Source organism: Ignavibacteriales bacterium, assembly GCA_015709675.1.
Classification (GTDB): Bacteria; Bacteroidota; Ignavibacteria; order Ignavibacteriales; family Ignavibacteriaceae; genus H2-BAC3.
In genome coordinates this window covers 1,583,840-1,598,620 of record CP054182.1, presented here as the reverse complement: position 1 = coordinate 1,598,620, position 14,781 = coordinate 1,583,840, and the positions used below count along the sequence as shown (strand labels likewise).

Genomic DNA, 14,781 nt, shown 5'->3' with positions numbered 1-14,781 from the left:
AACTCCCCCAAACAGAAAACCCTGACCGTAAAAAAATCTCCGGTCAGGGCCGTAAAATTGTCAGGGTTTTAAAGATGACAATTGCTTCCACCCAAAAATGTGTTTAAGTAAACTGCATTTTTTAGCTCATCAATGCTTTAGAATTCATAATTCATACTTCAGAATTCATAATTCATACTTCTTTTTCGCCGTATATATGCTTTCACTTTTTCACCTGTCTGTTCAAATATGATATAGATTATAGGGATCACGATCAGCGTAAGCAACGTTGTGGCAGTGAGTCCGCCAATAACCGCACGGGCCAGCGGCGACCAGGTTTCCGCTCCTTCCCCAAGTTCAATAGCAAGGGGAACCATGCCGAGTATGGTGGTCAAAGCAGTCATAAGCACCGGGCGGACTCTTGCAACCGCGCCCTTTTCCACGGCATCAAGCAGGCTCATTCCTCCGCGCTTCAGTTTGTTGATGTAATCAATCAGTACAATACCATTGTTCACCGCAATACCAACAAGCATTACCAGGCCGACCAATGCCATAACGCTGACCGATGTTCCCGTAATGAAAAGAAACGGAAACACACCAATAACCGCAAGAGGCACCGTTATCATGATGATGACCGGGTCGACAAGCGACTCAAACTGCGCGGCCATTATCATATATACAAGCAAAACCGCTACAATAAAAGCAAGCATCAGGTAAAAGAATGCCTCCTGCTGATCTTCAGCGGTTCCGCCTATTACCACCTGAAAGTCAGACGGTACAGGAGTCTGACTGATTATTTTTTCAATCTCTTCCGTTGCTTTTGAAAGTTCAAGTCCTGACAGTCCGGCTCCGACAGAAACAAACCGGTTCTGGTTTTCACGGAAGATGGTCGGGGCGGCGGCTTCTTCTTTGATTTCCGCCAGATCACCCAGTTTTACTGCTCCTCCGAGCGGAAGATTGATCTGAATTTCCTGCAAGGACTCTTTCCTGTTACGGAATTCTTTGCCAAACTGCACGCGGATATCGTATTCATCTCCTTTTTCTCTCATCCGGGCTGCAACCGTGCCCTGTATTGCAGTAGATATATTGGAAGCTACCTGCATCGTGGTAAGATGGTAAGCGTTAAGCATATCATTATTCAGATGCACCTGCAGTTCCGGTGTACTGGCCTTTACGTTAAGCCCGATATCTACGAAACCCTCAGTTTTAGCCATTTTCTCTTTGATCTGTTCTGCTACAGCTTTCGCCCCGTCTATATCATAGCCGATGACTTTCACCTCAATCGCTTTCTCGTTTGAAATGGCACCACCTTCCTGAAACATATACGTAATTCCTGGAATCCGGTCCAACCGGGCACGAAGACTATCCTGAATTTCAAACTGGGAGCGGCTCCTCTGAGTTGCCGGTTTCAGTTTAATAAATGCCTCAATAGTGCTTTCTGTTGCCCCGAATGCTGCAAGCCCTTCCCTGCTTCCGAACCAGAATGATACATTGTCAATTTCTTCAGGATATATTGTTTCCTGAATCATATCTTCCAGTTCATAGGTTATCACCCGTGATTTCTCAATTGGTGAACCTGCGGGAGCCTCAATGAGCAGACTGATAAATCCCTGATCACTTTTAGGAAGAAATTCACCCCCTGAAAAATATGCAAGCGTCACAGATACAAAAAACAGGACGGTAACCGCAGCAAGTATGGTTTTCTTTAAGGAAAGTGATTTCATGAGCAGAGTATGATATATCTCAGTAACGCGCTCAAGGATTACACTGAGATTCCGCTTTAGACGACCAAACAAGGTATTTTTATCAGGATGCTCAACTTCGAGCATGGTTGAGGCCATCATCGGGACCAGCGTGAGTGCCACAACAAGAGAGACCAGAAGACTGAAAGTTATGGTGAGTACCAAATCCTTAAACAACTGCCCGGTGATATTGGGAACAAAGAGCACAGGAAGAAATACCGCTACCGTAGTCAGTGTAGAAGCAGTAATAGCCATACCTACCTCGCTGGCTCCGTCTTCTGCCGCGTCAGCACGTGATTTCTTCATTTCTTTATGGCGGAAGATATTTTCAAGAACAACGATGGAATTATCCACCAGCATACCAATCGCAAGTGCCAGGCCCGCCATGGATATAATATTCAGTGTTATATCGCTGGCATAGAGTACTGCAAATGTTGCTGTTACGGAAATAGGCATGGATATCCCCATAATTATACTGCCCCTTACGTTTCGCAGGAATATATAAATAATCAGAAATGCCAGGACAAATGCAATTGCCGCCGAGTTTCGGAGGTTATTTACCGAACGCGAGATAAAGTCCGCCTGATCAAAAATAACCATCAGATTAGTCCCCTGTGGAAGCGCCTTATTAATCTTCGGAAGTTCCTGCCTGATATACTGAGTGGTCTGTACGGTATTTGCGTCAGACTGTTTATTTATGATAATTGAAATACCCTCTTTATAGTCGGCGCGCACCTCGGTAGATGATTCCTTAAAGCCATCTTCAACCTCGGCAATATCCTCAACTCTGACTGGCAGTCCGTTTCTGATGCCAACAGTTGTCTTTCTCACCTGTTCAAGATCAGTATATTCGCTCATGAGGGTAAGCTGGTAATTTTTCTCTCCGGTTTTAAGTGAACCTCCCGGCGAAATCCCTCTGCCGGATCTGAGCGCCATTGTTACTTCATTCGGTGAGATATTAAATGAAGCCAGCAGGACCGGATTCATATATACATTTATCTGCCGCTCAAGCCCCCCCATGGTGGAAACTGAAGCTACACCGGGAATGCGTTCCAGCATCGGCTCAATTTTTTCCACGGCAAGATTCCGCAGTTCTGACTGACCCAGATAATCCGAATTCAATCCCATAAACATTACCGGACTGAGCGAGGGATCAAATACAAACACCATCGGATCAGAAGCCTCGGCAGGCAGATAGTCTCTTATCAGATCAATGTTCTTCCTGATGTCTGCATCCGCCTGATTCATGTCGGTACCATATTTAAACTCAAGCGTTATGATCGAGCCGCCGGTATAAGACTGAGAGTTAACCTTCTCAATATTCTTAACAGAAGATATCGCTTCTTCCAGCGGACGGGTAACCATCGTCTCTATATCTTTTGGACCAACTCCCTGATAACTGGTGATTACTCCGGCGATCGGGAATTGTATATCAGGAAAGAAATCAACCTTGAGCTGAGTAAAAGCAAAAAAGGAGAATGCAATCACAATGGCATAAAACATTACCATCGTGATACGCCTTTTTATGGAAAATTTAGAGAGAAGCATTTTTGTCTAACTCCTTACTCTACCACTGAAACTGACTGGCCATCCTGCACAATATTATTGCCGACAACTATCACCTGTTCATTTACCGAGAGTCCTTTTGTTATTTCTGCTCTGCCTGCACTTGTTAACCCTACTGTAACTTCTTTTATTTTTGCACGCCCCTGCTCAACGGTAAAAAGGAAATAGCGGCGGCTGTTTTGCTGGGTGCCTTTTTCCTTATTAATCGTTACAGCCGTCTGGCTCAGTAACGAGTTTTCCGGAACAATCACTGCGTCCTTGATTGTACGGGAGATGATGAGGAACTCTGCATAAAGACCTGATTTTAAATCTGCATCGGGATTGGTAATCACAATTTCAGCTTCAAAGGTCTTGGTCACAGGGTCTATTGCCTGATCGAGGTTAACCACTCTCCCTTTGTAAGTTTTTCCCGCAAGTACAGGAACCACAATATCAGCCTCATACCCTTTTTTCACTGATTGGATATCCTTTGCCGAAACACGTATTTTTGCCTTCATCATGCGCGGATCAATAATTTGGGCAACCGGCTGACCGGCTGGGAGCATCTGATTAAGCTCTACATATACAGCAGCAACAATGCCGCCAAACGGTGCTTTAACTGAGCAGTTCTCAAGCTGCTCCTTTGCTGAAAGATACTGCGCTTCAGCAGCATCAAGACCCGCCTTTGCAGCCTTAAACTGCATATCGGCCTGCTCAAACTGCTGAGGACTAATCGCCTTTTGCGAGCAGAGCCGCTCCATTCTTTTAAAGTTGGCTTCAGCCAGTATATATTGTGCTCTTGCATTATCCGCTCCGGCTTTCGCGGCATCCGCTGTCTGCTTAAATAGTGCACTGTACTGCCTTGCGATAATCTGCCCTTCAGCGATGCGGTCTCCCGGTTTTACCAGCAGTTCTTCAATCCGTTCGGATGTTTTGCTGAACACCATCTGGTCTTTGGCTGCGGTTACCATTCCGGTGAGTTTTATATATTGGGAAAGATCCTCCGGGCGGACGGTATAAATCTTAACCGGAACGGAAATTTCTTTTTCTTCTTTTTCTTCTCCTCCGCATCCGGCGGGAAGAACAAGCGAAAGGGCTGTTAAAATACATAGTGATAATTTTTTAGCGTTCATTGTTATTCCATACAGTAAATAGTTTTCCTGCGGAGCGGAGCAGATTAAGCTGGCTTACAGTGTACTGATACAACCCCTGTAAATACTGCACCCTGCTGTTCTGATAAAAAAGCTGCGCGTTCAGAACATCTAGCTGTGTGCTCATCCCTTCAGCGTAGAGCAGGTGTGAAAGACGCAGGCTTTCTTTTGCCTGTTTCATGCTTTCTTCATTGCTTGTGAGACTGGTTTTGGCTTCCTGCCATTTATAGTAATTCTGTTCAGTCTCCAGGGTAATCATATATTCCGTCTGCTTTTGAAGAAGTTCTACCTGTTCGGTCTGCAGCCGTGCGTTCTGATAATTGATGAATCTTCGCCCCCCTTCAAACAGAGGCCATGATATTGAAAGGGTAAGCGCTTTTGAACGGGAGTAATCATCCGGACCTATCCTGCTGTCATCAGAAAATGCCTGATGTGCAAGATTCCCCGATAATGCAATTACGGGAAGTGCAGATGAGATAACAAGGTTTTCAGCCTCCCGCGATGCGTGTACCTGTTCCTGCATCATTAAAACCTCAGCCCGGCTGCTGAGAGAAAGTTTTCTGAACTCCGGCAGACCCGTCTCGTCAAATGCCTGCATAAAATCTCTGACAGTAAGACTGTCCGGTACGATAACAGAGTCTTCAGCCGGAATATCAAGCAGCATCTTCAGATTTTGCAAGGCGAGCACTTTCCCTGATGCAGCACTTTCTCTCTGAGGCAGCACCGAATAATACATTGCTTTTGCCCTCTGCAGATCCAGCTCTGTTGCTGATCCCTCATCATAAAACATCTGAACCTGCCTGAGATTTTCTTCCGCGGTAATTACCGCTTCAGCCGAAGCGTTGTATATCCCCTCCGAAAGCATTACCCCGAAGTAGGCCTGAAGAGCCTGAAGAACAACTTCCTCTTCTTTTCCCTTAAGTTCTTCGAGCATGGATTTTCTGAGGGTTTTTTGCAGCTGCAGATTTATATACCGTGAGCCGCCGGTAAAAAGCGGAAGAGTGAAATCAAGCGAGTGCTGGAAGGTATATTTGGTTCCCATGGTAAACTGCTGCCCCATAAAGACGATTGTCGGCAGTTCAAGATTTGAAACACCTGCGGCCTGATACCTCACCGTGGGGAGAAACAGGGCGTAAGCATCCCACAGTTTATATTCCTGCTGTTCATACTGCAGTTTTTTAATTCTTAGTGAAAGATTTTCCTGCCGGGACTGGTTCACCACCGCATCCCAGGTGAGCGTGATTATTTTTCCCTCCTGTGCCGGAAGTGCGGCAGCCAGCATGAGCAGAAGGGCGGTTATTTTTAGCATATATATTTCTCCTGTTACACTTTCTCCCGGAGAAAGCGTTTTTTCCAGAATTGAAAATATCCGGTGAGGTCTTCCTTCATCCGCGCTATTGGATCATGATGCAGGACACTCTGAAGGATAAACACACTCAGCGGAGATGTAAAGCTGACGGCAAGCATTTTAAGATCATCGGACGGACTGAATACCCCTTCTTTTACTCCCTGCTGGAACACAGGTAAAATACGCTCAGTAACTTCTATGGTTTTTTCACGGCTGAGGGTTTTAATCCGCTCCGGCAGGGGAGAAAGTTCAACATTAATGGCAATGGCTATATGAGAGAAATTTTCCTCGGTATAGCGTATATATACCTCAAACAATCCTTCAAGTTGCTTTATAAACGGGGAATCAGGAAGGATGTGTTTGTCAATCAGATGATGAAAGCGTCTGTTTCCCTCCTGTATGAGTTCCGCAAGAACATCTTCCTTATCCTTGAAATAGTAGTAGAGCACCGGCTTGGTGACTCCGGCTCTGGCACAAATTTCCCGTACAGAAACATCGTGGTATCCCTTTTCAGAGATGAGATCCACGGCTGCCTGGAGGATTTTTTGCCTCGTATCTAAATTTTCCATAAAATTTCTTACTTACCGGTAGGTAAAATAAGCAGCCGGATTTTTTATTTCAATAACGATTTGATGAAAGGTCTAAAAAAGAGGATGAATGTAAACTGGTTATTGGCACAAAAAATGAGTGAAATTGACTACATTTGTAACGATTTTTAACAGACTAATAGACAAATACCATGGAAGAACTGAAATTATTAACCGAAATACGAGAAAAAGCTTCAAAAGTAAAAAAAACTGTCGTGCTCCCCGAGTCCCACGATGAACGGGTGCTCAGAGCCGCTGAGATCCTGACAAAAAACGGAACCGTGCAGGTTATCATTCTTGGAAATGAGAATAAAATCAGGGATGATGCCTCAGCAAAAGGAATAAACCTTCAGGGGGTAAGAATCATAGATCATGAAAAGTCCGACAAGCTGACCGATTTTGCCAACATCTTCTATAATAAAAGAAAAGCAAAAGGGGTTACCTTTGAGCAGGCAAAAGAGACAATGAAGAGGGATCTTTTCTTTGGGGCAATGATGGTCTCCGAAGGAATGGCTGATGCCTCCGTAGCCGGATCATTCGCCTCAACCGGTGATGTGCTTCGCGCAGCTATTCAGTGCGTGGGAATGGCTCCCGGCATTTCGATTGTCTCCAGCTTTTTCCTTATGGTCTATCCTGAGATTACCTACAGTTTTGCAGACTGCGCGGTTGTCCCCAATCCGGATGCAGAGCAGCTTGCCGATATTGCCATTTCCACTGCACGCAATCATCAGATACTTACCGGTGAAGAACCGTTTGTTGCCATGCTCTCATTCAGCACCAAAGGCAGCGCCGAGCATGAACTGATTGATAAAGTCCGTAAAGCAACAGATATTGTTAAACAAAAAGCGCCGGAAATTAAAGTTGACGGTGAGCTGCAGTTTGATGCTGCAATTGTTGGATCAATCGGAAAGAAAAAAGCCCCGGGCAGTGAAGTTGCAGGCCACGCAAATGTGCTTGTGTTCCCTGATCTTCAGGCAGGAAACATCGGATATAAAATTGCCCAGCGTCTTGGAAAAGCTGAAGCGGTAGGGCCGGTTGTGCAGGGCCTTAAAAAACCCTGCTTCGATCTCAGCCGCGGATGCAGCGTTGAAGATATCGTAAACACCTCAGCCATTGCTGCAATGATGGCAAAGTAATTTCATAATTATAAATTATGAAATATGAAGTGTGAATTGATACAGTTTATATAAACATTAAAAGCTGCAACTAAAAAAGCTTAGTTGCAGCTTTTTTGTTTAATTGGCTACCTTGCTAACTTTTGGGGACTCTGGGGACACTGGGTTAAATTTAAAATGAAAAATTAAAAATTAAAAGTCATCAAATAAATCCTTTACAAATTGCCTAATGATTGTTAATTATCTTCTGATCCGTTTATATTCCACGCTGCTTTGCATCCGTTTAAGATCTGCGTGCCAATAGTGAGCCGCAAGCGATGTCGCACCTATGGTGCTTTATATTTTTAGACTTGCGTTTGTTATTAATATAACGCACCAACGGAGCTCAGATTGTTTGTTATATATCGGTTTCTATTAACTGTACGCACCTACGGCGCTAAGTGCAGCCCCGTCAGGGGCGAAATATCAATAGAAAAGTCAGATAAAACCAGCCCAAGCCCCAGAGGGGCGACACCAAACTACACTTATATTAGTGACAATATATTCAATGACAAATTAAAAAAAATTACTAATTACTAACTGCTAATTACTAATTCTTTTACCAGGTATTTTCCCGTTATGCTCTTTTTATTCTTTGCAATCTGTGCGGGAGTTCCCTCTGCAATAATCTCTCCGCCGGCTTCACCGCCGCCGGGCCCCATATCAATAATCCAGTCCGCTGTTTTAATCACGTCAAGATTATGTTCTACAATTACAACCGTGTTTCCCTTTTCCACTAATTTGTTTAACACTTCAAGCAGAACACGCACATCTTCAAAATGCAGCCCCGTTGTCGGCTCATCAAGAAAATAAATCGTCTTACCTGTACTTACTTTGCTCAGTTCGGTAGCCAGTTTAACCCGCTGTGCCTCTCCTCCGGAAAGGGTGGTTGCCTGCTGACCAAGCCGTATATATCCGAGCCCGACGTCAGCTATTGCCTGAATCTTCCTTTTTATGCGCGGCAGGTCTTCAAAAAAGTGGAGTGCTTCTTCAACAGTCATTTCCAAAACATCGGATATTGACTTAAGTTTATAGAGAACATCGAGTGTTTCCCTGTTATATCGCTTGCCGGCACAGACGTCGCAGGTGACATATACATCGGGAAGAAAATTCATCTCAATTTTTTTAAGTCCGTCACCGCCGCATGCCTCGCATCTTCCGCCGGAAACGTTAAAGCTAAAGCGTCCGGTAGCATATCCGCGCATTTTTGATTCAGGAAGCTGAGCAAATAGGTCGCGTATATGTGTAAATAATCCCGTATAAGTTGCAGGATTCGAACGAGGAGTCCTGCCAATTGGTGACTGGTCAATTTCAATCACTTTATCTATGTTTTCAAGACCTTCCACTTTTTTATAAGGAAGCGGCACCGTCTTGGAATCATAATGCTCCCGCATCAGAATCTTAACGAGCGTCTCATTGATGAGTGATGACTTACCTGAACCGCTCAGTCCGGTGATTAACGTTAACGTGCCAAGCGGGATATTCAGTTCAATATTTTTTAAATTATTTCCCCTTGCACCTTTAAGGGTAAGGAATTTTCCGCTCCCTTTCCGCTGATGGCTCTTTAGCTCAATGCGCCGCTGATTTTTCATGTAATCAAGCGTTATTGATCGGTTTTGTTTTATTTTCATCAGCTGCGGTACTGTCCCCTGAGCGCAAATCTCACCGCCATGCTCACCTGCGGCGGGACCCAAATCTACCAGGTAATCTGCATTCTCAATCGTCTCTTTATCATGTTCAACCACGATAACCGTGTTATCCAGATCGCGCAGCCGCTTGAGTGAGTTTATCAGTTTGATATTATCGCTCTGATGCAGACCAATGCTCGGCTCATCAAGTATATATAACACACCTGAAAGCTGCGTGCCAATCTGTGTTGCAAGCCGTATCCTCTGCGACTCCCCGCCGGAAAGCGTCCGAGCACTCCGGTCCAAGGTGAGATAGTCAAGGCCGACATTGAGTAAAAAGTCCAGCCGTGTATTAATTTCTTTGAGAATCGGTGCGGCGATAATATTGTCATTGCCGTACAGTTTTATTTTGCTGAAAAATTCTCTGCATCTGGTTATTGAGAGTGATGAGACCTCACCAATATTCAGTTTGTTGAACTTTACTGAAAGAGATTCTTTCTTGAGCCGCCCGCCCTTGCACTCCCTGCACGGCACGGTATTCATAAACGACTCAACCCACTCGCGGATGTTATTTGATGAGGTTGAATTAAAATGATTCTGCAGATAACCGATAACGCCGTTAAACTTGTGATTATACGTTACCGCTCTGCCGCTCCCGAATTTATATTTAAATGCAATTTTTTCTTTTGTGCCATGAAGAATTACTTCAAGCTGATCTTTCCTCATCTTTTTGAGAGGTGTTTTAAAGTCGAATCCAAAAACATCCGCCACCGCCTGAAGCTGCGAATATATCCAGACTGGTCTTGGCTTCCCTAAAGGAGCAATACCTTCTTCTTCAATTGATTTTGCGTAATCTGGGATGATAAGCTCTAGGTCAAACTCTTTCTTTTCACCTAATCCGTCACACTCCGGACATGCACCGTAAGGAGAGTTGAATGAAAATGAATTAGGAGCAAGTTCCTGATAGTTTATGCCGCACTCCATGCAGGCAAGAAATCTGCTGAACACCCGGTCTTCATTTCCGTCATTAAGCATCATCACGCCGTTCCCCTGACTGAGCGCAACCTCAACTGATTCAGTCAGACGGGTCGTACTTTCTTTACCCACTTTAATGCGGTCAACCACTATTTCAATGTTGTGCACTTTATATCGGTCAACCTGAAATCCCTTGTGTATCTCATGGAACTCACCGTCAACCCGGACTTTGGTAAAGCCATCGCTCATTATCTCTTCAAACAATTCACGGTAATGTCCTTTTCTTCCTCGGATAACCGGAGCAAGAATGGCAACTTTGCTTCCGTTCATGGTATCCTGTATGCTTTCGAGAATCTGTGCAGCAGACTGCTTTTTTACCGGTTTGCCGCAGTTGTAGCAAGTGGCTGTTCCCACGCGGGCATAAAGCAGACGGAGGTAATCATAAATTTCTGTGACGGTTCCTACGGTTGAGCGGGGGTTTCCGCCGGTCACCTTTTGCTCGATTGAGATAGCTGGACTTAGTCCCTCAATCTGGTCAACATCGGGTTTTTCAAGCATGTCAAGAAACTGCCGGGCATAAGGGGAGAGTGATTCAAGATAGCGCCTCTGTCCCTCGGCATAAATGGTGTCAAAGGCCAGCGATGACTTGCCTGACCCTGAAAGCCCGGTGATAACCGTCAGAGTGTTACGGGGTATTTCCACGTCAATGTTTTTCAGGTTGTGCTGACGCGCCCCCTTAATTATAATTTTTTCCTGTTCCAATGCTCAATGCGATAAAATTTAAACTTATATGTTACTCAGACATTCTATCAAAATCAAACAAATAATTCTGTAATTTTTCATTCTATGTCTGAGTATTTACAAAATCCGTTACAACCTCAACAATTTCGCACCGCTGATCGTTTCGCTGAGCTGGCGCTGAAAGAAAAGGGGTCAGAATTCATCGCAAGGGTGTTTCCCCTCTTCGGCGGGGAAAGTTATCCGACTCATCTTACCGCTCTGCGGAAGAAGTATTATGATGCCACCCACCACTGTTTTGCGGTAAAAACCCTTAAAGAGGGGGTGAAATATTCGGATGACGGTGAACCAGGCGGTACAGCAGGTGTCCGGATTCTTCAGGCGATTGATCATTTTGACCTTACTGAAGTACTGGTTGTGGTAACCCGGTATTACGGAGGCACGAAACTTGGAGTCGGTCCGCTCGGTAAAGCATATTACCAGTCCGCACTTGATGCCCTTTCCACCATCGGCACCAAGGAGTATCATTTATATGCGAAAATGAGGATCACTTTTCCGCATGAGTTCATCAGTAACTTTTACCGGATTTCGGGCAGATATTCCGTCCGGAAAGAAGATGAGATATATCTTGAAGAAGTAGAACAGATTTTTTGGATAAGATCTGACCAGACAGATTCTTTAAGAACTGAGCTAACAGAAAGTTTTTCCGGACGGGTAAAGTTCAAAGATATGGAAGAGTTTGGGTATTATTAAAAAACTTCATGCCTTGAAGAACTTTAAGGACAGTAAGGACAGCAATGACAAGAGTCGTGAAGATGATTACACACTGCTCACTAAGCAGCCAAACCTGATTTTACACGCTTCTCTTCAGGTCATTAAGATACATTTTAGCCCAGTTAAGATCAGCTATCAGGTTGTTCAATCTTGTAAATGATTCCGTAGTCATTTCAAGATATGTTTGCGTTACTGTATCCCGGGTCTCCTCCGGCATCAGACCTATAATCTCTTTTACCTGCAAAGTAAACTGTTCAAAGTTTTTTGATAAATCACTTTTAATGCTGTCAGTGTTTTTTACATCACTCATGGTGGCTGCACTCTTTAACACACGCATAAGTCCGCTGATATATTTAGTAGTAAAGCAGCAATCCTCAAAGAGCTTAAGTGAGTCAGAACTGAGCGAATAGTGAAGCATGGACTTAACCATTTCTTTTTCCTTCAGCTTTCCTCCGGAAAAAGTTTCAAGCCCGTCCATAAAAGATTTACTGTCTGTAATCGTATAACTCATGCTTATTTCTGTCCGCTTTTTTTAATAACAACGCCAATTCCATCCCCCGCAGGAACGATGGTAAAATGATATGCGTCCCCCGAGGCAAGCTTTTTATTAAATGCTCTTATGATTTCTGTGCTCCTGAAATAATAAGCCGGAACTTCAGATGAAGCTGTATATCCGTGCCAGAGGAGATTATCAATTAAAATCACTCCTCCATTACGCAGCAGCGGAAGTGAAAGTTCAAAGAGTTCATCATAGTCTTCCTTGTCAGCATCAATAAAGATGCAGTCCCACTCAGCCAGATAACCCCTCAGCAGTTCTTTTGCTTCCCCTTCAGCAATGGTAATTTTGTTTTGAAAACCCGACCTGTTTATATATTTGCGTGCCAGAACGAGATTATCAGCACTCTTTTCGATTGTTACAATCTGAGCATCATCGGGCAGTGCATTGGCAGCTATGATCGCTGAATAACCAATGGCAGTGCCAAGTTCGAGATAGTTTTTTGGTTTAAGGGAGCGGAGATATATGTCAAGAAAAGCAGCCCCGCCAGGTTCAATAATAGGGATGCGCTTCTCATGCGCAAACTGCTCCATCTCCTTAAGCAGAGGGTCGGTTTGCCTGAAAAGCTCCTCTAAATAGTGTTCTGTTTCCTTTGTAAGAAAGCCGCTCATTTAAGAAGCATTAATTTCTTATACGCATTGGCTTTTGCTGACCTGACAGCATAGATATATGCTCCGGAAGAAACAGGGACATTATGATCATTCAGCCCGCTCCATAAGAAGGTGCTATAACCTGATCTGATTTGCCCTGAGTAGATCGTCTTAATTTTCTGGCCAAGGATATTATACACAACAACCTCTCCTTCGACTGGTGATGCAGTATAAAACTGAAATGCCGTAGAACCGTTAAAGGGATTCGGATAATTCTGCTCAAGAGAGAAATCCTGAATCCGTGCTGCGGGTTCAAAAGCGACATCAGATACGGCCGGATCAGGTGAATACCAGGTACCGCCCGCGGGAAGTGTGGTCAACTCACCTGCTGCTGACTCATACTTTATATAAAAATAGAGGGGATCATTAATTCCAACCGCAGGAAGTGCCGCCTGATACTTAAAACCTCCGTCAAAAATCATTTGAACTGAATCAAAATCTCGGTTATTCTTTGAAATAAATATATATGCTCCGTAATTGGCATAAACTGAATCAAAAAATATTTTCTCGGCTACAATGCCGCCAGGTGTATTTTTTACTGCAGGAAGTTCAAGTGCTTTTTTTACATTGATAAGTCCGTAACCCCGGTAAAAGTTTGGCCGCTTAAAACTGCCTGCCGTGCTGATCAGTAAATTTCTTACCTGCTTATTAGTCAGATGCGGGAACGCTGACCAGACCAGTGCAGCGGCTCCTGAAGCAATAGGAGTAGCCGCCGAAGTGCCGCTGTTTGACTGATATTGATTCGGAGTAGAGGCCCTTGCACCATACGTATTTACCCCCACAGCAACAAGTTCAGGTTTCATTCTGCCGTCCGGGGTCGGACCAATACCGCTGAAGGAGGCAACTGAGTCGAGCGAGGTAACTGCTCCAATGGCAATCGTGTTAAATCCGTCCGCCGGGGCAACTATATACTTCCATAATCCGTTACCTTCATTGCCGGCAGCAGTTATAGTGAGCACTCCCTTGCTGAATGCAAGTTCTGCAGCACGGGTTACGATGGTTGTCTTGCCGTCCATCTGAGAATATGTATATGAAACCTGGTTTGTATCAAAAGTGTTATAACCGAGTGAAGAGGAGGTAATTCTTACACCGCGGTTTTCCATCCACTCAAGTGCTGCTGCATAGTTGTCTTCTTCAACATTTCTTTCTGAACGGACATCTTCAGTCTTGGCTAACAGGAATGATGCGTTATATGCAGCTCCTATCATAACGCTATCCTGATAACCACCGGCAATTGAAAAAACATACGTGCCGTGATTATGCTGCGAGGCCACATCCCCTTCCTGATTTGCTGTTACGTTATCATTAAATACAAAGTCATATTCGCTCACAACATTCCGGGTTTTAAGCGAGTTATGAAGCTGCCAGTCAAAGCCGGTGTCAAGGAGCCCCAGCATTACACCCTGCCCGGTAATTCCTTTTCTGTGCACTGCCGGAATTTCATTCATCTGAAGCTGCACATACGATTCTCCGTACTCAATAAAATTTTTATTCAATCCCGGCTGATATACATTATCTTCCTGAGTATCTGGCATCCGGACTGAGGTAAAGGATTTCACCTTTTCAAGTTTTTCAACAAAAGAAAAACCGCTCACCCTGGCTCTCTGCTGAGGGGTAAGATACGCACTCACCGCATTAAACCACCTGAGCCGGTGATGGATGTTGATTCCTTCTGATTCAAGCTGCTGTATATATTCTGATCGCAGGGGCAGGTCTTCATAACTGATGATATTTTCCTCACCCAGAACTAATTTCCTTCTTTCGATGGCCTCAGGGGAGAGTCGGCTGAGCGCCTCATTAAAAATATCCGAACCTTTCATAAGGGTATTCTCAGCAACCCCTTTATCACGGAAGAAGATAAAATATTTTTCGCCCGGTCTCTGCGCCTCTGCAGCGCTGCTCAATATAAGAATCAGGAGCAGAGTTGAATACAATAGTGATTTCATTGTTGTTT

General features: G+C 44.4%; 10 protein-coding genes. 2 read left to right on the top strand and 8 right to left on the bottom strand.

Annotated features, from left to right (window positions below):
• Positions 1-158 precede the first annotated feature (158 nt).
• The 4 genes from HRU80_05920 to HRU80_05905 are packed head-to-tail and all read right to left on the bottom strand — an operon-like array spanning position 159 to position 6,334.
• A complete protein-coding gene (locus tag HRU80_05920; protein QOJ28432.1) occupies positions 159-3,269 on the bottom strand; it encodes an efflux RND transporter permease subunit in 3,111 nt (1,036 codons plus the stop codon).
• A 14-nt stretch (positions 3,270-3,283) separates the two neighbouring features.
• Positions 3,284-4,399, bottom strand: a complete 1,116-nt coding sequence (locus HRU80_05915) for an efflux RND transporter periplasmic adaptor subunit (GenBank protein ID QOJ28431.1) — start codon at positions 4,397-4,399, stop codon at positions 3,284-3,286.
• Entirely contained in the window at positions 4,389-5,726 is a 1,338-nt protein-coding gene (locus HRU80_05910) for a TolC family protein (protein ID QOJ28430.1), read from the bottom strand. Before HRU80_05910 ends, HRU80_05915 begins: the two co-directional genes overlap by 11 nt.
• Positions 5,727-5,740: 14 nt before the next feature.
• Positions 5,741-6,334 (bottom strand): TetR/AcrR family transcriptional regulator, encoded by a 594-nt coding sequence (locus HRU80_05905; protein QOJ28429.1) that lies wholly within the window; start codon positions 6,332-6,334, stop codon positions 5,741-5,743.
• A 179-nt stretch (positions 6,335-6,513) separates the two neighbouring features.
• On the opposite strand from HRU80_05905, the gene pta reads away from it, so the two are divergent.
• Positions 6,514-7,488 carry a phosphate acetyltransferase gene (gene pta, locus HRU80_05900; GenBank protein QOJ30472.1) on the top strand — a complete coding sequence of 325 codons (975 nt, stop codon included), beginning with the start codon at positions 6,514-6,516 and terminating at the stop codon, positions 7,486-7,488.
• Positions 7,489-8,042: 554 nt separating this feature from the next.
• Here pta and uvrA read toward each other — a convergent pair.
• The gene (uvrA, locus tag HRU80_05895) at positions 8,043-10,871 is read right to left on the bottom strand and encodes an excinuclease ABC subunit UvrA (GenBank protein QOJ28428.1); all 2,829 of its coding nucleotides are present in this window, start codon (positions 10,869-10,871) and stop codon (positions 8,043-8,045) included.
• 84 nt (positions 10,872-10,955) lie between these two features.
• Between uvrA and HRU80_05890 the strand changes: the two genes are divergently transcribed.
• Positions 10,956-11,600 carry a YigZ family protein gene (locus HRU80_05890; protein ID QOJ28427.1) on the top strand — a complete coding sequence of 215 codons (645 nt, stop codon included), beginning with the start codon at positions 10,956-10,958 and terminating at the stop codon, positions 11,598-11,600.
• A gap of 100 nt (positions 11,601-11,700) precedes the next feature.
• Here HRU80_05890 and HRU80_05885 read toward each other — a convergent pair whose 3' ends face one another.
• From HRU80_05885 to HRU80_05875, 3 genes are read right to left on the bottom strand one after another with little or no spacing between them, the layout of a single operon-like run.
• Positions 11,701-12,132, bottom strand: coding sequence for a hypothetical protein (locus HRU80_05885; protein QOJ28426.1), 432 nt, complete (start codon positions 12,130-12,132; stop codon positions 11,701-11,703).
• A 2-nt stretch (positions 12,133-12,134) separates the two neighbouring features.
• Positions 12,135-12,788, bottom strand: a complete 654-nt coding sequence (locus HRU80_05880) for an O-methyltransferase (protein QOJ28425.1) — start codon at positions 12,786-12,788, stop codon at positions 12,135-12,137.
• On the bottom strand, positions 12,785-14,773 hold the full coding sequence (locus tag HRU80_05875; protein QOJ28424.1) for a S8 family serine peptidase: 1,989 nt from the start codon (positions 14,771-14,773) through the stop codon (positions 12,785-12,787). The genes HRU80_05880 and HRU80_05875 overlap by 4 nt, the downstream gene beginning before the upstream one ends.
• Between the last annotated feature and the right edge of the window lie 8 nt (positions 14,774-14,781).